This window comes from Mesorhizobium sp. LNHC209A00, assembly GCF_000502915.1.
In the GTDB taxonomy this organism is placed as follows: Bacteria; Pseudomonadota; Alphaproteobacteria; order Rhizobiales; family Rhizobiaceae; genus Mesorhizobium.
The window spans coordinates 289445-308337 of sequence record NZ_AYWT01000002.1 but is presented as its reverse complement, the minus strand read 5'-3'; the positions used below and the strand labels follow the sequence as shown (position 1 = coordinate 308337).

The 18893-nt window shown below is 63.5% G+C and carries 17 protein-coding genes and 2 pseudogenes; 9 read left to right on the top strand and 10 right to left on the bottom strand.

The window, feature by feature from the left end; translation table 11 throughout:
- Positions 1 to 20 precede the first annotated feature (20 nt).
- Genes X739_RS1000000167050 through puuE form a run of 6 tightly spaced genes read right to left on the bottom strand, consistent with a single transcriptional unit; the run spans position 21 to position 4091 of the window.
- A complete protein-coding gene (locus X739_RS1000000167050; RefSeq protein ID WP_245273781.1) occupies positions 21 to 314 on the bottom strand; it encodes a type II toxin-antitoxin system MqsA family antitoxin in 294 nt (97 codons plus the stop codon).
- 44 nt (positions 315 to 358) lie between these two features.
- Entirely contained in the window at positions 359 to 667 is a 309-nt protein-coding gene (locus X739_RS161100) for a type II toxin-antitoxin system MqsR family toxin (protein WP_023793014.1), read from the bottom strand.
- Between the two features lie 39 nt (positions 668 to 706).
- A complete protein-coding gene (locus X739_RS161105) occupies positions 707 to 1300 on the bottom strand; it encodes a nucleoside deaminase (protein WP_023793012.1) in 594 nt (197 codons plus the stop codon).
- A complete protein-coding gene (locus tag X739_RS161110) occupies positions 1300 to 1803 on the bottom strand; it encodes an ureidoglycolate lyase (RefSeq protein ID WP_023772376.1) in 504 nt (167 codons plus the stop codon). The genes X739_RS161105 and X739_RS161110 overlap by 1 nt, the downstream gene beginning before the upstream one ends.
- Positions 1800 to 2663, bottom strand: coding sequence for a bifunctional allantoicase/(S)-ureidoglycine aminohydrolase (locus X739_RS161115; RefSeq protein WP_023772377.1), 864 nt, complete (start codon positions 2661 to 2663; stop codon positions 1800 to 1802). The genes X739_RS161110 and X739_RS161115 overlap by 4 nt, the downstream gene beginning before the upstream one ends.
- Before the next feature lie 9 nt (positions 2664 to 2672).
- Positions 2673 to 4091 carry an allantoinase PuuE gene (puuE, locus tag X739_RS161120; RefSeq protein WP_023793009.1) on the bottom strand — a complete coding sequence of 473 codons (1419 nt, stop codon included), beginning with the start codon at positions 4089 to 4091 and terminating at the stop codon, positions 2673 to 2675.
- 202 nt (positions 4092 to 4293) lie between these two features.
- Here puuE and uraH point away from each other — a divergent pair, with 202 nt between their 5' ends.
- The 4 genes from uraH (at position 4294) to xdhC (ending at position 9488) form a co-directional block, all read left to right on the top strand.
- On the top strand, positions 4294 to 4668 hold the full coding sequence (gene uraH / locus X739_RS161125; protein WP_023772379.1) for a hydroxyisourate hydrolase: 375 nt from the start codon (positions 4294 to 4296) through the stop codon (positions 4666 to 4668).
- 3 nt (positions 4669 to 4671) lie between these two features.
- A complete protein-coding gene (gene xdhA / locus X739_RS161130) occupies positions 4672 to 6153 on the top strand; it encodes a xanthine dehydrogenase small subunit (RefSeq protein ID WP_023793006.1) in 1482 nt (493 codons plus the stop codon).
- Positions 6153 to 8516: a xanthine dehydrogenase molybdopterin binding subunit gene (gene xdhB / locus X739_RS161135; RefSeq protein WP_023793004.1), complete on the top strand. Its 2364-nt coding sequence runs from the start codon at positions 6153 to 6155 to the stop codon at positions 8514 to 8516. The genes xdhA and xdhB overlap by 1 nt, the downstream gene beginning before the upstream one ends.
- Before the next feature lie 63 nt (positions 8517 to 8579).
- Complete coding sequence (gene xdhC, locus X739_RS161140; RefSeq protein WP_023793001.1) at positions 8580 to 9488, top strand: xanthine dehydrogenase accessory protein XdhC; 909 nt, start codon at positions 8580 to 8582, stop codon at positions 9486 to 9488.
- Here xdhC and X739_RS161145 read toward each other — a convergent pair.
- The 3 genes from X739_RS161145 to X739_RS161150 all read right to left on the bottom strand — a co-directional run bounded on the left by X739_RS161145 (position 9485) and on the right by X739_RS161150 (position 12715).
- Entirely contained in the window at positions 9485 to 10732 is a 1248-nt protein-coding gene (locus tag X739_RS161145) for an LLM class flavin-dependent oxidoreductase (protein WP_023772382.1), read from the bottom strand. The two genes, xdhC and X739_RS161145, sit on opposite strands and share 4 nt — an antisense overlap.
- Positions 10729 to 11601, bottom strand: coding sequence for an LLM class flavin-dependent oxidoreductase (locus X739_RS01000000165795; protein WP_348625744.1), 873 nt, complete (start codon positions 11599 to 11601; stop codon positions 10729 to 10731). The genes X739_RS161145 and X739_RS01000000165795 overlap by 4 nt, the downstream gene beginning before the upstream one ends.
- 193 nt (positions 11602 to 11794) lie before the next feature.
- A complete protein-coding gene (locus X739_RS161150) occupies positions 11795 to 12715 on the bottom strand; it encodes a LysR family transcriptional regulator (protein WP_023772384.1) in 921 nt (306 codons plus the stop codon).
- 132 nt (positions 12716 to 12847) lie between these two features.
- Here X739_RS161150 and X739_RS161155 point away from each other — a divergent pair, with 132 nt between their 5' ends.
- The 5 genes and pseudogenes from X739_RS161155 to X739_RS1000000171315 all read left to right on the top strand — a co-directional run.
- Positions 12848 to 14065 carry a urate hydroxylase PuuD gene (locus X739_RS161155; protein ID WP_023792998.1) on the top strand — a complete coding sequence of 406 codons (1218 nt, stop codon included), beginning with the start codon at positions 12848 to 12850 and terminating at the stop codon, positions 14063 to 14065.
- Positions 14066 to 14067: 2 nt separating this feature from the next.
- A complete protein-coding gene (guaD, locus tag X739_RS161160; RefSeq protein WP_023792995.1) occupies positions 14068 to 15381 on the top strand; it encodes a guanine deaminase in 1314 nt (437 codons plus the stop codon).
- A gap of 76 nt (positions 15382 to 15457) precedes the next feature.
- Complete coding sequence (locus X739_RS161165; RefSeq protein ID WP_023772387.1) at positions 15458 to 15961, top strand: heme-degrading domain-containing protein; 504 nt, start codon at positions 15458 to 15460, stop codon at positions 15959 to 15961.
- Positions 15958 to 16584: pseudogene (locus X739_RS1000000171320) on the top strand (DUF4147 domain-containing protein); the annotation flags it as partial. The gene X739_RS161165 and the pseudogene X739_RS1000000171320, both read left to right, overlap by 4 nt.
- Positions 16585 to 16933: 349 nt before the next feature.
- Positions 16934 to 17338, top strand: a pseudogene (locus X739_RS1000000171315) (MOFRL family protein); the annotation flags it as partial.
- A gap of 9 nt (positions 17339 to 17347) precedes the next feature.
- Here the strand turns inward: X739_RS1000000171315 and X739_RS161170 are convergent.
- Positions 17348 to 18892, bottom strand: coding sequence for a UdgX family uracil-DNA binding protein (locus X739_RS161170; protein ID WP_023792993.1), 1545 nt, complete (start codon positions 18890 to 18892; stop codon positions 17348 to 17350).
- Position 18893 lies beyond the last annotated feature (1 nt).

The window sequence follows — 18893 nt, the reverse complement described above, 5'->3', positions numbered from 1 at the left end:
GCTCCGCGCCACAAGAACTTTCAATCGCCATTCGCGACTGGAGCAGTGAAATATGCGACCTGTGCCGCTACCGCAATTCGTCGAGCAGTCCGGGATGTTTCCAGCAATGTCATCAATTGAATGGTCGGGCCACTCGGTTCGATCAAGCCTCTTTCATACTTGTCGAAGGCGTTCTCGCCGACCTTGAACAAGGATCCGGCCTCGCGCTGCGACAGCTTGAGCTTCGTGCGTATGCGGCGGATGGTTGACGGGGCCGGCCCCGCCGTCGCCGCAGCGCGGCATGAACGGCGGCCATTCGTCGCCGATATGGACACCCTCGCCATCCGATGGCGGATAGGTCGACGATCATGCTTCGCCCTTATAGGTCACGGTGAATGGACGGACTCCGCGCATCAACGTTTCTCCGGTTTCGGGGGAGACCATCACGCGCTGGCACGTGATAGACATTCTGCCACACTCGATGATCCGCGAAAGTCGTCATCAACTTCACAAACATCTTCCGCGTCAGGCTGTCGATCACCTCGATCACCTCGATCACACCGGCGCGATCGAAGCCCAGCCCAACAGCATCCCGCAGTGCGGACGTTGTGATCGCCAGCGTGTCGACAGACCCAAACGTCGTCTTGATTGCATCAAGATCGTATGTGGGTCTGCGTTTCGCCCCCATAAAGGGGGTAACCCAAGCGGCGATTGTCGAGACGGAAGCTCAGTTCAGCGGAATGTCGTTCTCAGCCTTGCCCGCCTGGTAGTCACCCGACAGCTCATCGTAGCGCGCCGAGATTTTCCCGATCCGCTCCTCCAGCCGCTGGCGTTCGGCCCCGGGCAGCGCCCTCACCAACCCGCGGATCGAAAAACTTTTCCAATAGGCATTCTCGGCATTGTAGCCGCCGGGATCGAGGGTGAAGACCTCTTTCAGAATTTTGAGATCATGCGGGATGGCAAAACTGTCGCGCGAATCCTCGTGGCTGAACAAATAGTAGAAATTGTCGAAGCCGGCCCAGGTGATCGCCGACAGGCAGAGCGAGCATGGCTCGTGTGTGGCGAGAAAGATGGCGTCCTTGGTGTCGACACGCTCGGCCCTGGGCATCTCGTAAAAGCGCTTCAGGCAGTGCACCTCGCCATGCCAAAGCGGGTTTTCCATCTCGTTGTTGGTCTCGGCCAGTACCAGCGAATGGGTATCCTTGCGCAGGATCGCCGCGCCGAACAGCTTGTTGCCGTGGGCGACGCCTTCTGCCGTCTTCGGCACGATGTCGTGCTCGATGACCTCGAGCAGGCGATCGATCAGGGAAATGTCGGTCATCACGAGTTCTCGTTGGGGAGATGGATTTCGTAGGCGTGCGAGAAGTGGAATTCCTCGAGGTTGGAGCCGTCGCCGCCACGGTCGACGATCAAAAAGTCTTGAGGCTCTCCGAGCGGCGTCAGCACGCCGTGCCAGAGATTGCGGAAATAGTTGATGCCTTGCCCCGGTGCGGTGACGAAGGCATGCGGCTCGCCAGGCCCGTCCCTGCCGTCAGGGCAGACGACGACCAGGAACGGACGCGGCGACAGCGGTATGAAAGCCTGGCTGCCCAAGGGGTGGCGCTCCACCATGGTCAGCTTCAGCGGCATGTCATAGGGCGTGCCGCGCACCATCGAGATCAGCACGCGCGCATTCGGCCCCGTGGCTTGCGCGGTGGCGAGGTCATGGTAGCGCTCGGCCTTGCCGCCATTGATCGGATAGTGGTTGTCTCCGCCCATGTCGATGACATCGCCGAATTCGGCGAAGGCCTCACGGGTCAACGTCCGCGCGACAATGCGGCTCATGACGTCCGCTTCGCGATGCCGGCCCCGCCGAGCTTGGCGTGCCGGTTGACGTCCTTGTAGAGCAGATAGCGGAATTTGCCGGGGCCGCCGGCATAGCAGGCCTGCGGGCAGAAGGCACGCAGCCACATATAGTCGCCGGCCTCGACCTCGACCCAGTCCTGGTTGAGCCGATAGACAGCCTTGCCTTCGAGCACATAGAGCCCATGCTCCATGACATGCGTTTCGGCGAAAGGAATGACTGCGCCAGGCTCAAGCGTGACGATGGTCATGTGCATGTCGTGGCGCAGATCGGCGGGATCGACGAACCGCGTCGTTGCCCAGCGGCCCTCTGTGCCGGGCATCGGCGTCGGCGCGATCTCCTGTTCGTTGGTGAAGAAGGCCTTGGGAATCTCGAGGCCATCGACGACCTCATAAGCCTTGCGTATCCAGTGGAAGCGGACAGCCGCCTTGCCTTGGTTGCGGACTGTCCAGCCGCTGGCCGGCGGCAGGAAGGCAAAACCGCCGGGGCGCAACACATGTTTCATGCCGTCGAGCAGAACCGTGAGTTCGCCCTCGACCACGAACAGGGCGCCTTCGGCGCCGGCATCGGGCTCCGGCCGCTCGCTACCGCCGCCGGGCGCGACCTCTACGATGTATTGCGAAAACGTCTCGGCGAAGCCGGACAGCGGCCGCGACAGGATCCAGACACGCGTCTCGTCCCAGAACGGCAGGGCGCTGGTGACGATATCCTGCATCACGCCCTTGGGGATGACCGCATAGGCCTCGGTGAAGACGGCGCGGCCGGTCAGAAGTTCGCTCTGGCCGGAATGGCCGCCCTTTGGGGCATAATAGGTGCGCTCGGGCATCCTGATCGTATCCATTTTTCAAACCTATTGTGGAAGCATGTCCTTGAGGCGCAGCAGTGCGATGCGCTCGACCTGTTTGCATGCGGTTTCGAATTCGACGCCGCGGCTGTTGCCGATGCGGGCTTCGAATTCGGCGAGGATTTCCTCTTTTGTCTTGCCTTTCACCGCGATGATGAACGGAAAGCCGAAGGTGGTGACGTAGGCCGCGTTGAGCTTGGAAAACAGTTCGCGTTCCTTGTCGGTCAGCGCGTCGAGACCGGCGGAAGCCTGTTCCCTGGTCGATTCCGCCGTCAGTCGCTTGGCCTTGGCCAGCTTGCCGGCGAGGTCGGGATGGGCGTTGAGCACGCCGAGCCGTTCGGTCTCGCTGGCGGAACGGAAGATGCGGCAAAGCGCATTGTGGAGGCCGCCCGCCGTGTCGTGCGCTGGGCCGAGCTCCAGCTCGTAGGCCCGCTCGGCGATCCAGGGCGAATGTTCGAAAACGCCGCCGAAGGCGTGAACGAACGTCTCGAATTCCATCTTCGAGGGGCGCAGGGCGGCCGGCTGATAGGGGTGGTTTTCCTGCCAGTGCCTGGCGATGTCGATGCGCCGTGCCAGCCAGACCTTGTCGTGTGATTTGACATAATCGACGAAGCGTTTAAGCGCCGCCACCCGGCCCGGCCGCCCGACCAGGCGGCAATGCAGGCCGATGTTCATCATGCGCGGCCGGCCGGCCTTGCCCTCGGCATAGAGCGTATCGAAACTGTCCTTCAAATAAGCAAAGAACTGGTCGCCCGAGTTGAAGCCTTGCGGTGTGGCAAAGCGCATGTCGTTGGCGTCGAGCGTGTAGGGGATGATGAGCTGCGTGCCGTCCTCATGCTCGAACCAGTAGGGCAGTTCGTCGTCATAGGTGTCCGAGACGTAGTCGAAGCCGCCTTCCTCTGCCACCAGCCGCACCGTGTTGATCGACGTTCGGCCCGTATACCAGCCTGTCGGGCGCTGGCCGGTCACCTCGTAGTGCAGCTTGATCGCCGCTTCGAGGTCGCGGCGCTCGTCCTCGGCATCGTGGTCGCGGTAGTCGATCCATCTCAACCCGTGCGAGGCGATTTCCCAGCCGGCTTCCTGCATCGCCGTGGCCTGGTCGGGTGAGCGCGCGAGCGCCGTGGCGACGCCATAGCAGGTGACGGGCACTTGCTCGTCGCTGAACAGGCGCAGCAGCCGCCAGAAGCCGGCCCGCGCCCCATACTCGTAGATCGATTCCATGTTCCAGTGGCGCTGGCCCACCCAGGGCGCCGCGCCGACGATCTCGGACAGGAAGGCTTCAGAAGCCTTGTCGCCGTGGAGCACGCAGTTCTCGCCGCCCTCTTCGTAGTTGACGACGAACTGCACGGCGACATGCGCGCCGCCAGGCCATTTCGGATCCGGCGGATTGGCTCCGTAGCCCCGCATGTCCCTGGTGTAACGCATCGTCCCTCCGCCCGGCATCACCGGAAGTATGATCAGGATATCGAAAGGGTGCTTCTCGCATTCCCCTCAAAATTTTTGAAAGTGTTTTTGTCGCACTCCGCTCGACCGGGACTTATGCATCGCCTTTAATTGGCGCACAATTCATCTGTAGTGTTCGATTGTACCGGCCAATTTGTTCGTATTGGAAAATGGGAGGCGGCCAATGGCAGAGACATCGAAAACCGATGGCGGGCGTCTGACGACCCATGTCCTGGATACCGCGACCGGCAGGCCGGCGGCGGGGCTCTCCATCGCGCTCTACCGCCTCGAGGGTTTGGCCCGCACGCTTTTGAAGACGGTCGTCACCAATGCCGACGGCCGCTGCGATGCGCCGCTGCTGGCCGGTGCCGACTTCCGCACCGGCGAATACGAACTGGTGTTCGCGGCCGGCGACTATCTGCGCGGCCAAGGAACGAAGCTGCCCGAGCCGGCCTTCCTCGATAGCGTGCCGATCCGCTTCGGCATGGCGCAGGCGCTGCACTATCATGTACCATTGCTGATCTCGCCTTACGGCTATTCCACCTACAGGGGGAGCTGAGGCATGGCCAAGGTCAATATCCGTAACGAAATCCGCTTCATTCTGAATGGCAGGGATGTCGCGCTGTCATCCGTGGCGCCTGACGCGACCCTGCTCGACTGGCTGCGGCTCGACCGTTCGCTGCGCGGCACCAAGGAAGGCTGCGCCGAGGGCGATTGCGGCGCCTGCACGGTGCTCATCGGCAGACTTTCGGCCGCCGGACTGGTCTATGAAAGCGTCAATGCCTGCATTCGCTTTCTCGGCTCGCTCGACGGCACCCATGTCGTGACGGTCGAGCACCTGCGCGGCGAAGCAGCCCAGTTGCATCCTGTCCAGCAGGCTATGGTCGATTTCCATGGCTCGCAATGCGGCTTCTGCACGCCGGGTTTCGTCATGTCGCTCTACGGCTTGTGGATGAAGTCACCGGACCCTTCGGACGCGGCCATCGAAAAAGCCTTGCAAGGCAATCTTTGCCGCTGCACCGGCTATGAGGCGATCATGCGCGCCGCGCACGCCATATCGAGCTACGGCAAGGTGGCGAAGGACCCCTTGGCGGCGGAGCGCCGGGAAGTCACCACACGGCTACAGGCATTGCGCGACGGCGCCAGGGTCGAGATCGGCGCCGGCGGGACGCGGCTGGTTGTGCCGGCCGACGCCGACGATTTCGCGACTGTCTTCGAAAAACAACCGACCGCCACCGTCGTCGCGGGTGCGACCGACGTTGGCCTGTGGGTGACCAAGCAGATGCGGGATATCTCGCCGGCGATCTTCATCGGCAATCTGCCCGGGCTTTGCACCATCACGGAAGACAATGGGGTCATATCGATTGGCGCCGGCGTCACCTACACCGAAGCCTTTTCGACGCTGTCGAAACGCATCCCGGCATTGGGGCCGTTGTTCGACCGCATAGGCGGCGAACAGGTCCGCAACATGGGCACGATCGGCGGCAACGTCGCCAATGGCTCGCCGATCGGCGACACGCCGCCACCGTTCATCGCGCTCGGTGCACGGCTGACATTGCGCAGGGGCAAGACACGGCGCATGATCCCGTTGCAGGATTTCTTCATCGCCTATGGCAAGCAGGACCGTCAGCCAGGCGAGTTCGTCGAGGCCGTGCATGTGCCGGTGCCGGCAAAGGGGACAAAGTTCGCCGTCTACAAGGTCACCAAACGCCGCGACGAGGACATCACCGCGACCCTTGGCGCCTTTTATCTGGCCTTGGCCAACGACGGCACGGTAGCCGATATCCGCATCGCCTATGGCGGCATGGCGGCAACGCCGAAGCGGGCGTCCTCTGTCGAGAAGGCGCTGCTCGGCAAGGCCTGGAACGAAGTGACGGTAGAAGCGGCTATGGCCTGCTATGCCAGCGATTTCACCCCACTGACCGATATGCGCGCAACCGCCGAATACCGAGCATTGGCGGCGAAGAACCTTCTGTTGCGCTTTTACGTGGAAACCACCGGCACCAAGGCGCCGTTCCAGGTCTCACGCAGCGAGGCGGCCTGATGAACAAGCACGCACCATCAAACCTCAAGGCCGAGAAGATCGTCGGCGGCGTCGCCACCGACCAGCGGCACGATTCCGCCCACAAGCACGTCAGCGGCGGCGCCATCTATATCGACGACATGCCGGAGCCGGCCGGCACGCTGCATGTCGGTCTTGGCCTGTCCAAGGTGGCGCATGGCGTCCTGAAGAGTGTCGATCTCTCGACGGTGCGCGCGGCCCCTGGCGTCGTCGACGTGCTGACCTATGCCGACGTGCCGGGCGAGAACGATATTTCGCCCAGCAACATGCATGACGATCCGGTGCTGGCGGAAGGCAAGGTGCAGTTCTTCGGCCAGCCGATCTTCGCGGTCGTTGCCGAGACGCGCGAGGCGGCGCGGCGCGCCGTGCACCTGGCTGGGATCGAGTATGACGAGCTTCCCGCCGTCATCGACATTTGGGACCTCGATCCGGCCAAGGACAAGCAGGTCACCACGCCGCTGATCCTGAAGCGTGGCGATGCGGCCGCCGCAATCGAGGCCGCCCCCCGCCGCATCAAGAACCGCATGTGGCTTGGCGGCCAGGACCATTTCTACCTCGAAGGCCAAGTGTCGCTCGCCATCCCCGGCGAGGACGACGAGGTGATCGTCTACTGTTCGACGCAAGGGCCGAGCGAGACGCAGCATCTGGTCGCCCACACGCTCGGCGTGCCGAGCAACGCGGTGACGGTGGAGGTGCGCCGCATGGGCGGCGGCTTCGGCGGCAAGGAAACGCAGGCCAACCAGTGCGCCGCGATCGCCGCCATCGCCGCCAAGAAGCTGAAGCGGGCGGTCAAGGTCCGGCTCGACCGCGACGAGGACATGACCGCCACCGGCAAGCGGCACGATTTCGCCATCGACTATGAAGTCGGCTTCGACGACGAGGGCAACATCCTCGGCGTCGACTTCACCTATGCCTTGCGCTGCGGCTTTTCCGCCGACCTGTCCGGCCCGGTCGGCGACCGCGCGCTGTTCCACTGCGACAACGCGTATTTCTATCCCGCGGTGTTGGCCAAGTCGGCGCCGCTCTACACCAACACCGTCTCCAACACCGCCTTCCGCGGCTTCGGTGGCCCGCAAGGCATGATCGGCGCCGAGCGGGTCATCGACGAGGTCGCCTTCGCCGTCGGCAAGGATTCGCTTGAGATCCGCAAGCTGAATTTCTACGACCCCATGGAGGCGATCGGCGGCCGCTGCGTCACGCCCTATCACCAGAAGGTCGAGGACTGCATCATCCAGCGCATCGTGGCGGAACTGGAAGAGAGCGCCAGCTATGCGCGCCGCCGTCGCGAGATTTCCGCGTTCAACGCCAACAGCCGATTCGTCAAGCGCGGCCTGGCGCTGACGCCCGTCAAGTTTGGCATCTCCTTCACCAAGACCGAGTCCAACCAGGCCGGGGCGCTGGTCCATGTCTATGCCGATGGTTCGGTGCACATGAACCATGGCGGCACTGAAATGGGGCAGGGCCTGCACCTCAAGGTGGCGCAGGTCGTGGCCGAGGAGTTCCAGATCGACCTCGACCGCGTGAAGATCACCGCCACCACCACCGCCAAGGTGCCCAACACCGCGCCGACGGCGGCGTCCTCGGGCGCCGACCTCAACGGCATGGCGGCGCAGAACGCGGCGCGCCAGATCCGCCAGCGGCTGACCGACTTCGCCGCCGAGAGATACCAGATTCCTGTCGACCAAGTGGTGTTCCTGCCCAACCGGGTGCGCGTCGGCAACCAGGAAGTCAGCTTCAACGATTTGGTCAAGCAGGCCTATATCGCGCGTGTGCAGCTCTCGGCCGCCGGCTTCTACAAGACGCCGAAGATTCACTGGGACCGCGGCAAGGGCCAAGGCCACGCCTTCTACTACTACGCCTATGGCGCGGCCTGCGCCGAAGTGTCGGTCGACGCGTTGACCGGCGAGTATGTCGTCGAGCGCGCTGATATCCTGCACGACTGTGGCCGTTCGCTGAACCGGGCCATCGACCTCGGCCAGGTCGAGGGCGGCTTCATCCAGGGCATGGGCTGGCTGACCACCGAGGAACTGTGGTGGGACGACAAGGGCCGGCTGCGCACCCATGCGCCCTCGACCTACAAGATCCCGCTGGCCTCGGATCGGCCGAAGGTCTTCAACGTCGCGCTGACCGACTGGTCGCAGGCCTATGAGCCGACCATCCATCGCTCCAAGGCGGTCGGCGAGCCGCCGCTGCCGCATGGCATGGCGGTGCTGCACGCGTTGTCGGATGCCGTTGCCAGCGTCGCCGACCACAAGATCTGCCCGCGTCTCGACGCGCCGGCCACACCCGAACGCGTGCTGATGGCGATCGAGCGGCTCAAGAAAGAGGCCAAGGCTGTCACCTGAAGGTCGGCAAACGTGCAATCCCAGCCGAAAAAGCCTATATTTTGCATCTGGGAACCGTGAACCATGAACTCGAACGTGCAAAGCCTGAAAACCTTTCTCGGCAGCGCCGCGCGACTTGCCCTGGTCGAAGTGGCCGGTACCAAAGGCTCGACGCCGCGCGAGAAGGGCGCCTTCATGCTTGTTTCGTCGGCGGCGATCTTTGGCACGATCGGCGGGGGTCAGCTCGAATACATGGCCATCGACAAGGCGCGGCGGATGGTGGCGCCATCGGGTGGATCGAACCGCCTGCGGTCGGCGTCCCGCGTCGAGGCCGACGAAGTCTGCGCCTCGCTTGACGTCCCGCTCGGCCCCGAAATTGGCCAGTGCTGTGGCGGACGGGTCGAGGTGCTGATCCGGCTGGTCAATGCGGCGCTGGCCGCCGAACTGGTTGCGGCGGCGGAAGCCGAGGAGGCGCAGCTGCCGCATGTCTATATCTTCGGCGGCGGCCATGTCGGCCAGGCGCTCGCGTCCACGGTAGCGCTTCTTCCCGTACACTGTGTCGTCATCGAGACGCGGGCGGAGGCGCTGGAAGGCATGCCGGAAACCATCGAGACGCGGCTGACGCCGATGCCGGAAGCCGAGGTGCGCAACGCCCCGGCCGGCACCGCCTTCGCCATCCTCACCCATGACCACGCGCTCGATTTCCTGATCGTCGCGGAGGCGCTTAAACGCGGTGACGCGGCCTATGTCGGCATGATCGGCTCGAAGACCAAGAAGGCGACATTCAGAAACTGGTTCCTGAAATCGGCGGACGGCGCGGACGCTGAATTCGCCCGCCTCGTCTCGCCGATCGGCGGCGCCGCCATCAGGGACAAGCGCCCGCCCGTTATTGCCGCACTGGCGGCCGCCGAGATCATGACGGCGCTAATTGTTCATAACGCGGCCTCGAACTCAGTGCATCACGCTCCGCAGGGCAACGCGATGGCCGGCTAGCTCGGTCGCTTCAGGCCCAGATGCGCACGCAGCGTGGTGCCTTCATACTCCATGCGGAACAGGCCACGCCGCTGCAGTTCCGGCACCACCAGCGTGGCAAAGGCATCGAGCTCGCCAGGGAAATAAGCCGGCATGACGTTGAAACCGTCGGCGGCACCGCCTTCGAACCGCGCCTGCAACTCGTCCGCGACCTGGGTCGCTGTCCCGACGATGCGCCAATGCCCGCGCGCCCCGGCGAAATGCCGCGCAAGCTGACGAATGGAAAGACCGTCGCGGCGCGATTGCTCGACGACCAGGGCCTGGCGGCTTTTCATGCCCTCGCTCTCGGGCAGTTCGGGCAGCGGTCCGTCGATCGGATAGCGCCAGAGGTCGGAGATGCTGAGATAGCTGGACAGCAGCGCTACGCCGACGTCGTCCGGGATCAATTCCTGCAATTCCTCGAATTTCTCGCGCGCTTCGGCCTCGGTCTCCGCCACCACGGGCGCGACGCCGGGCATGATCTTGATGTCGTCGGGCTCGCGCCCATGGGCCGCCATGCGCCCCTTGAGGTCGTCGTAGAAGGCCTTCGCCTCCTCGAAGGTCTGTGCGGCCGTAAACACCACGTCGGCGGTGCGGGCGGCAAGATCACGGCCGACATCCGAGGCGCCGGCCTGGACCATGACAGGCGCGCCCTGTGGCGAAGGCGGCAGGTCGAGCGGGTCGCGCACCGAAAAACTCTGGCCGACATGGCCTGATACCTTGCCGTGCCACAGCCCGGTGACAACCTCGGCGAACTCACGCGCCCGCTCATAGCGGTCGGCGTGAGGCTTGAGGCCCGTCGCACCGAAATTGGCGGCTTCGATCGAGCTGGCCGACGTGACCAGATTCCAGCCCGCCCGGCCGCCGCTCAGATGGTCGAGCGACAGGAAGGTCCGCGCTAGGCCGTAAGGCTCGTTGTAGCTGGTCGATGCCGTGGACACGAGGCCGATGCGGCTGGTCTGGACGGCCAGCGCCGAAAGCAGGCTGATCGGCTCGAAGCCGATCGAGCGCGACGTCTGGCTGGCGATGCCGACATCGGCTTCGCGCAGGCCGGCGGCGTCCTCGCAGAAGATCATGTCGAACTTGGCGGCTTCCGCCGTGCGCGCCAGTGCGATGTAGTGATCGATGTCGATGCCAGCGGTCACATGCGTCTTGGGATGGCGCCAGGCGGCGATGTGATGGCCCGTCGCCCACAGGAAGGCGCCGAGCTTCATGCGCGCGCTCATCGGTCACCTCCGCTGGCAAGGCCGAGATGCGCGCGCAGGGTTGTTCCGACATGGTTCTCTCGAAACAGGCCGCGTCGCCGCAGTTCCGGCAAAACGCGATGGACGAAATCATCGAGCACCGCAGGCTCCGGTGACATCACGATGTTGAACCCATCACAGCTTTTCGCCCGAAATTGTTCCTCCAGCCTGTCGGCCAGCCCGGTGATGCCTTCGCTGGGAAGCAATATGCAGGTCAGCACCTTCAAGGTATCTGGTTCGCTCCCGCACATGGAAACGCGGCGCCGGAAGTCGTCATAGCGTGCCTTACTCTCTGCCGCCGGCCATTCGTCGCATACTATGACGTCCGCGGTGCGGGCGGCGATGTCGAAGTCGGCCTCCGACAGGCCGGACAGCACCAGCACCGGCGTGTGCTGCGGCGAGCGCGCGACGTTCAGCGGGCCGCGCACGGAAAAGAATTCGCCCTTGTGGTCGAGCAGGTGCATCTTTTCGGGGTCGTGGAAGCGGCCGCCGCTCTTGTCGAACAGGAGCGCGTCCGAATCCCAGCCGTTCCACAAGCGCCGGACGACGGCGACATATTCCTCGGCGCGGCGGCGAAAATCGTCATCGGAGAACTCTTCCGGTCGGCTGAAATTGTCCGCTTCGTCTGGCGCTTGCGTCATGGTCGCATTCCAGCCGGCGCGGCCATGGCTGATGATGTCAAGCGAAGCAAAACGGCGCGCCAGATTGTACGGCTGGTGAGCAACGGTCGAAGCCGCGGCGACAAGGCCGATCTTTTCGGTCACGGTCGCCAGCGCGGCGACGAGGGTGGTTGCTTCGAACGGGCTGGTCGACCGCTCGCCGTCCGGCAAGGAATCCGAGATCATGACCATCNGTCGTCGCCTCTGTGCGCATGACGCGCATAGCGGCCGGGGCCGGCCTGCCCTGCGACAGAAGCAATATCGAGCGAAACGGCGAAATGCATCTTGCGGCCTATCTGGCTGCCAGCGACATCGCACAGCCATCCGGCTCCAACCTAGGCCGGCTTTCGGGCAAGGCAACCGGATGCGATGGGCCAGGAGCCCGTCACTTGCCGGCCAGGATGTCCTTGATCAGCCGCTGGCAGCGCTCCGCCATGAAGTCGAGCAGCAGGCGCACCTTGGGGTCCTGCAGCTTCTTGTGCGGATATACGGCGGCGAATTGCACCGGCGTAGGCGGAGTGCTGGCGAGAATGACCTTCAGCCGCCGGTCGCGGATGAACGGCTCGACCTCGAAGCGCGGCTTGTTGATGATACCGCGTCCCGACAGAGCCCAACCGGTCAGCACGTCGCCGTCATCGGTGTCGTAGGGCCCGTGCACTTCGAATTTTTGCTGGCCGGCCGGCGTTTGCAAGGTCCAGACATATTCGCGTGCGCCGGAATAGCGCAGCATCAGGCAGTCATGTTTTCTGGCGATCAATTCCTGCGGATCCATGGGCTCGCCGCGCGCCTCAAGATATTTGGGTGCGGCGACCAGCACACGTTCGCATTCCATGATGCCGCGCATCCGAAGGCTGGAGTCCTCGATGATGCCGAGCCGGAAGGCGACGTCGATGCCTTCTTTCATGATGTCGACATTGTGGTCCGAGAGCCTGAGCCGCACCTCGATATCAGGGTATTTGTCGTGAAAATCGGGAATGCCCGAGGCCACCAGCCGGCGCCCGAGCCCGAGCGGCGCCGTCACCTTGATGGTGCCGCGCGGCTGGCCCGACAGCGCCGAGACAGCCGCCTCCGCTTCGGTGATCGCCTCGAGAACCTGCTTGGCGCCCGAGTAGAACACGGTGCCGTGTTCGGTCGGCATCAACTGCCGCGTCGTGCGGTTGAACAGCCGGACGCCGAGATGCTTCTCCAGTTCCTTGATACGATTGGAGGCGACCGCCGGCGAAATGCGCATGTCGCGCCCGGCCGCCGACAGATTGCCGAGCTCGACGACGCGGACGAAGACGGCGATGTTGTCGAGATAGGCCATGCGGAGCACCTTCGCCGGTTTGCGGCGATCAGCCTAGTATTTTCCAATTTTTTTTGAAAGTCATCGCACACCTCGCCTCTTTCCGTTTACGCGCCACACCTTAAAGTCGCGTCATCGGCAGGGACGACTTCAATGATGGATTTCGCGATTTTCTGGGATTGGCTGAGCTTCGCCGTGCGCTGGCTGCACGTCGTCACCGGCATAGCCTGGATCGGCTCGTCCTTCTATTTCGTCGCGCTCGATCTGGGCCTGCGCCAGCGACCAGGCATGCCCGTCGGCGCCTTCGGCGAGGAATGGCAGGTGCATGGCGGTGGCTTCTATCACATCCAGAAATATCTGGTGGCGCCGGCCGAGATGCCCGAGCATCTGACCTGGTTCAAGTGGGAATCCTACGCCACCTGGCTGTCAGGTTTCGCCATGCTGTGCGTGGTTTATTACGCCGGAGCCGACCTGTTCCTGATCGATCCCAATGTGCTGCCGATGTCGGTGCCAATAGGCATCCTGCTGTCGATGGCGACGATCGGCGTCGGCTGGGTGGTCTATGATCTCCTGTGCCGCTCGCCGCTCGGCAAAAGCGACACCGGCCTGATGCTGGTGCTCTATTGCGTGCTGGTGTTCATAGCCTGGGGGCTGACGCATCTGTTCACCGGCCGCGCCGCCTTCCTGCATCTTGGCGCCATCACCGCGACGATCATGTCGGCCAATGTCTTCATGATCATCATTCCGAACCAGAAGATCGTCGTCGCCGACCTCATCGCAGGACGCAAGCCGGATCCGAAGTACGGCAAGATCGCCAAGCAGCGGTCGCTCCACAACAACTATCTGACGCTGCCCGTGCTGTTCCTGATGCTGTCGAACCACTATCCGCTGGCTTTCGGAACGCAGTTCAACTGGGTCATCGCTTCGCTGGTGTTCATCATCGGTGTCTTGATCCGCCACTATTTCAACAGCGTGCACAAACGTGCCGGCAACCCGCACTGGACCTGGCTGGGCGCCCTTGTCGTGTTCCTCATCATCATCTGGCTGTCGACCGTGCCGAAGGTGCTGACCGGTGAACCCAAGGCCTCCGCCTCGGCGCAAGTCTATATCGCCTCGGCGCATTTCCCGGCGGTGCGCGACACCGTGCTTGGCCGCTGCTCGATGTGCCATGCCGCGGAGCCGGTCTACGAGGGTATCTACCACGCGCCCAAGGGGGTGATGCTGGATACGGACGCGGGCATTGCCGATCATGCCCGCGAGATCTACCTTCAGGCCGGCCGCAGCCACGCCATGCCGCCCGCCAATGTCACAGAGATCACCGACAAGGAGCGGGCGCTGCTGGTCGCCTGGTTCGAAGGCGCGGGGAAATAAGCATGACCTCGACACTTCTGCGCGGCCGCACGCTGTCCTTCGTGCGCTGGCCGCAAGCCATCGACGACCACTCCGCCTGGCGCTACGAGGAAGATGGCGGCCTGCTGATAACCCACGGCAGGATCGTTGCATCGGGCGCCTACCCCGATGTCGAGAAACAGGCGGACGAGTGGACAAAAAAGATCGATCACCGGCCGCATCTGCTGCTGCCGGGCTTCATCGATGCCCATGTGCATTTCCCGCAGATGCAGATCATCGCTTCCTATGGCGCCGAACTGCTCGACTGGCTGAACACCTACACCTTTCCCGAGGAAACAAAATTCGTCAACGCGCAGCATGGCCGCCGGGTCGCGCGCCTGTTCCTTGATGAGACGGTACGCCATGGCACCACGACGGTCGCCGCCTACTGTTCGGTGCACAAGGCGTCGGCGGAAGCCTTCTTCGCCGAGTCGCACGCGCGCGACATGCTCAACATCGCTGGCAAGGTAATGATGGACCGCAATGCGCCCGAAGGCGTGCTCGACACGCCGCAATCCGGCTATGACGACACCAAGGCGCTGATCGCCGAGTGGCACGGCAAGGGCCGCCAGCTTTATGCCATCACGCCACGCTTCGCCATCACCTCCTCACCGGAGCAGATGGAGATGGCCGGCGCGCTGTGCCGAGAACATCCCGACCTGCACATGCAGACGCATCTGTCGGAAAACCACGCCGAGATCGCCTTCACGCAACAGCTCTACCCCTGGTCGCGCGACTACACCGATGTTTACGAACATTACGGGCTGCTTGGCAAAAAGAGCCTGTTCGGCCATTGCATCCATTTGTCGGAGCGTGAGGCGGACGCGCTGTCGGACAGCGGTTCGGTGGCGGTATTCTGCCCGACCTCCAACCTGTTCCTCGGCTCCGGCCTGTTCGACTATCAGCGCTTTCGCCGCCGCGACAAACCATTGCGCATCGCTGCCGCCACCGATGTCGGCGGCGGCACCAACTATTCGATGCTGCGTACCATGGACGAGGGCTACAAGGTCATCGCACTCAATGGCGAGAAGCTCAACCCGTTCCAGTCCTTCTGGCAGATCACGCGCGGCAACGCCGAGGCGCTGTCGGTAGTGGACAGGATCGGGACGCTGGAGGATGGCACCGATGCAGACATCGTCGTGCTCGATGCCAGGGCGACGCCAGCGATGCGGCTTAGGATGGAAACGGTCGAGACGCTGGCGCAGGAACTGTTCCTGCTGCAGACGCTCGGAGACGACCGCGCCGTGCGCGAGGTGTATGTCGCGGGGCGGCCTGCCAGGAGCGACATCGCAATTTAGCGCAGCGGCGTGTTCCCTGCTTGACCCGGCGGCAGCCATCGGTCAAAGCGTGCGGCGAAGTTGACAGGGGAACGACATGGCCGTTGCTGACGACATCGCTCTGATCAAGAGACAGGAAGAGACGCTTGTCTTCACGGCCTTCGACGAGGCTGTCGCCTTCGAGATCGGTTCGGCCATCCGTGGTCGTGCAACAGCCGAGAACCTGCCGATCATAGTCGATATCAGGCTATGGGACCGGCCCCTGTTCTATGCGGCGATGCCTGGTTCGAATGCTTCCAACCCCGACTGGGCGCGGCGCAAGATCAATGTCGTGAAGCGCTATCTCGGAAGCACTTACCGGCTGGTGCTGGAGCAGCAGCGCCCCGACCGCACCTTCAAGATCGGCGAGGGGCTGGATATTGCTGACTATGTGCTGGCCGGCGGCGGCTTCCCGGTCACGGTCAAGGGCGCCGGTGTCATCGGTGTGATCGCGGTGTCCGGCCTGCCGGAGCGGCAGGATCATGGCGTAGTGGTCGATGCGCTGTGCGATCACCTGGACATCGATAGGCTCGGGCTGGCATTGCCTTCAGAGGCCGAATGACCGTGCTCGACCCCAAGTCCTTTCTCACCGATATCTTCAACGCGGCGGTCGCGGCCGCCGATCCCGAGAGAACCATCAGGCATCATTTGCCGGCAAAGCCGAAGGGCCGCACCATCGTCATCGGTGCCGGCAAGGGCTCGGCGCAGATGGCGGCGGCATTCGAGAAGATCTGGGAGGGCACGATCGAGGGCCTGGTCGTCACCCGCTACGGCTATGGCGCCAAATGCGAGCGCATCGAGATCATCGAAGCCGCGCACCCGGTGCCGGACGCCGCCGGGCTCAAGGCCTCGCGGCGCCTGCTGGAAAAAGTGCAAGGGCTGACAGCGGACGATCTGGTCGTGGCGCTGATTTCCGGCGGCGGTTCGGCGCTGCTGCCGTCTCCGGCCGCCGGCCTGACACTGGCCGACGAGATCGCCGTCAACGAGGCGCTGCTCGCCTCCGGCGCGCCGATCGCGGCGATGAATACCATCCGAAAGCACCTCTCCACCATCAAAGGCGGCCGGCTGGCTGCAGCGGCCTGGCCGGCCAAGGTGGTATCGTTGGTGGTCTCCGACATACCCGGCGACAATCCGGCCCTTGTGGCGTCCGGCCCAACCGTTCCCGATGTTGGCGGCCGTGAGAATGCCCTGGCTTCGATAACAGCCTATGGCATGAAGCTGCCGGACGTGGTCATGGCGCATATCCAGTCGCCGGCGGCTGACGCACCCGATCCTGACGATCAGCGCTTTGCGCGCAACGAGGTGCATCTGATCGCATCAGCTGGCGTGTCGCTGGAAGCGGCAGCGGTGGAAGCGAGGCGGCAAGGCATCGAAGCCGTCATTCTTTCCGATGCCATCGAAGGCGAAGCACGCGAGGTCGGCGGCGTCCACGCGGCAATCGCCCGCGAAATGGCGACGCGCAACCGGCCCTTTCAAAAGCCGGTTCTGGTCCTNCTATCTCAGCGACCATGGCCATTGCAGCCTGACGGTTGCCGGCGGCGTCCACGCGGCAATCGCCCGCGAAATGGCGACGCGCAACCGGCCCTTTCAAAAGCCGGTTCTGGTCCTCTCGGGCGGGGAGACCACCGTGACGCTGAGGGCCAAAGGCAAGGGTGGCCGCAATTCGGAATTCCTGCTTGCCTTCGCCATCGGCATCAACGGCGTCGAAGGCATTCACGCCCTTGCCGCAGATACCGACGGCATCGACGGTTCGGAAAACAATGCCGGCGCCTTCGCCGATGGTTCGAGCGTTTCGCGCATGCGCGCGGCAGGTGTGGATGCCAAGGCGATGCTGGCCGGCAACAACGCATGGACGGCCTTCAATGCCGTCGGCGATCTCTTCGTGCCCGGCCCGACCGGCACGAACGTGAATGATCTCCGAGCAATTCTCGTTCGCTAAACCGGTAAATCAAGCTGCCATGAGCTTCTTTACCTGCTTCATGTCCTGAAAAAACCGCTCGCGTTCGGCTTCTTTGTCGGCGTGATCCCGAATGCGCAGGATGAAGGAGGGGTGGATGGTGAGAAAGACACGCAAGCCATCCTCGCGTTCGATCACCTGGCCCCGCATCTTGGTCACCGGGATCGCCTTGCCAAGCAGGGATAGTGCCGCCGTGGCGCCGAGCGCCACCGCGAGGTTCGGCTTGATCAGTTCAAACTCGTGGTCGAGCCACCAGCGGCAGGCTTGGACCTCGCCGACATTCGGCTTGGAGTGGATTCGGCGTTTTCCGCGCGGTTCGAATTTGAAATGCTTGACCGCGTTGGTCACGTAGACTTTCAGCCGGTCGACCCCGGCATCGTCCAATATGGCATCAAAGACCTTGCCCGCCGGGCCGACGAACGGCTGGCCGGCGAGGTCTTCCTGGTCGCCCGGCTGTTCGCCGACGAAAATCACCTTGGCGTTGTCAGGCCCCTCGCCGAATACGGTCTGCGTCGCATCGCGCCAAAGCGGACAGCGGCGGCATCCCTTGGCGGCCTCGCGCAATTCGGAAACCGTGTGCGCGTCACCGTCATCAGGCGTTTCGGCTGGTTGATGCTTCGGCCAGTGCCTCGCCTGCACTTTGGCGTGGTGCGGCGCGGGCGTCGTCGGTATCTTCGCAATCATATCCCTGGCGGCCTTGTCCGCTCCCGCGATCAAGTCAGGAATGAGCGAGGCCTCGGGAAGGTTCCGCCAATATTTTTTCGGCATCTCCTTTTGCATGGCCTTCACCTTGAGGCGTGCCGGATTGAAGATGTTCTCGAAATAAGTCCTCCACAGCGTCTCGGTATCGTCCTTGTCTGGCGCATCCCCCTTGGCCGCGCCGGGCCCGATCGCCAGCCTCTCGCCATCCCAATCGGCGGACGCGTAAGGCGTCAGGATCGTCCAGCGCATGCCGGTAAAACGCCTGACGAAGAAATCCGCATTGCGCTCGACGATGAAATGGTCGGGTTCGAACCAGGCGACATAGCGCTCATCCTCGCCGACGCCGATCTTCCGGAAGCGGACGAAGGCATGCATTTTGTGGCTGTCGCGCCGCACCGCCCTTTCCATGGTTTCAAGCCGTTTGGTGTCGGGATCCGATGCGATCGCCAGCAATTTGGGCTCGATGCGCAACCGCCACAGCAGCCTGTAGAGAAAGGCGAAACGTCCGGGATCGGAATGGCAGAAGGCGGTCTCGGNGATGCGCAACCGCCACAGCAGCCTGTAGAGAAAGGCGAAACGTCCGGGATCGGAATGGCAGAAGGCGGTCTCGGCGTGGCCGATGAAATCGCGCGGCACAATGAGCTCAGCGCCTTGCGGCACGTCAGGCAAGTCGCTTGGCGGCCGGTCGAGACCGGCTACGACACGCCAGCTGACGTCCTCGGGTCTGACCTCATTTAACGCCAGCCGCCGAGCCGCGTCGCGCCAGCCGGCGAAGTCGGTCTGGCTTTCAAGCCAGACGGTGTGGCGGGTGAGGTCGAATTCGGCCGGCCGCATC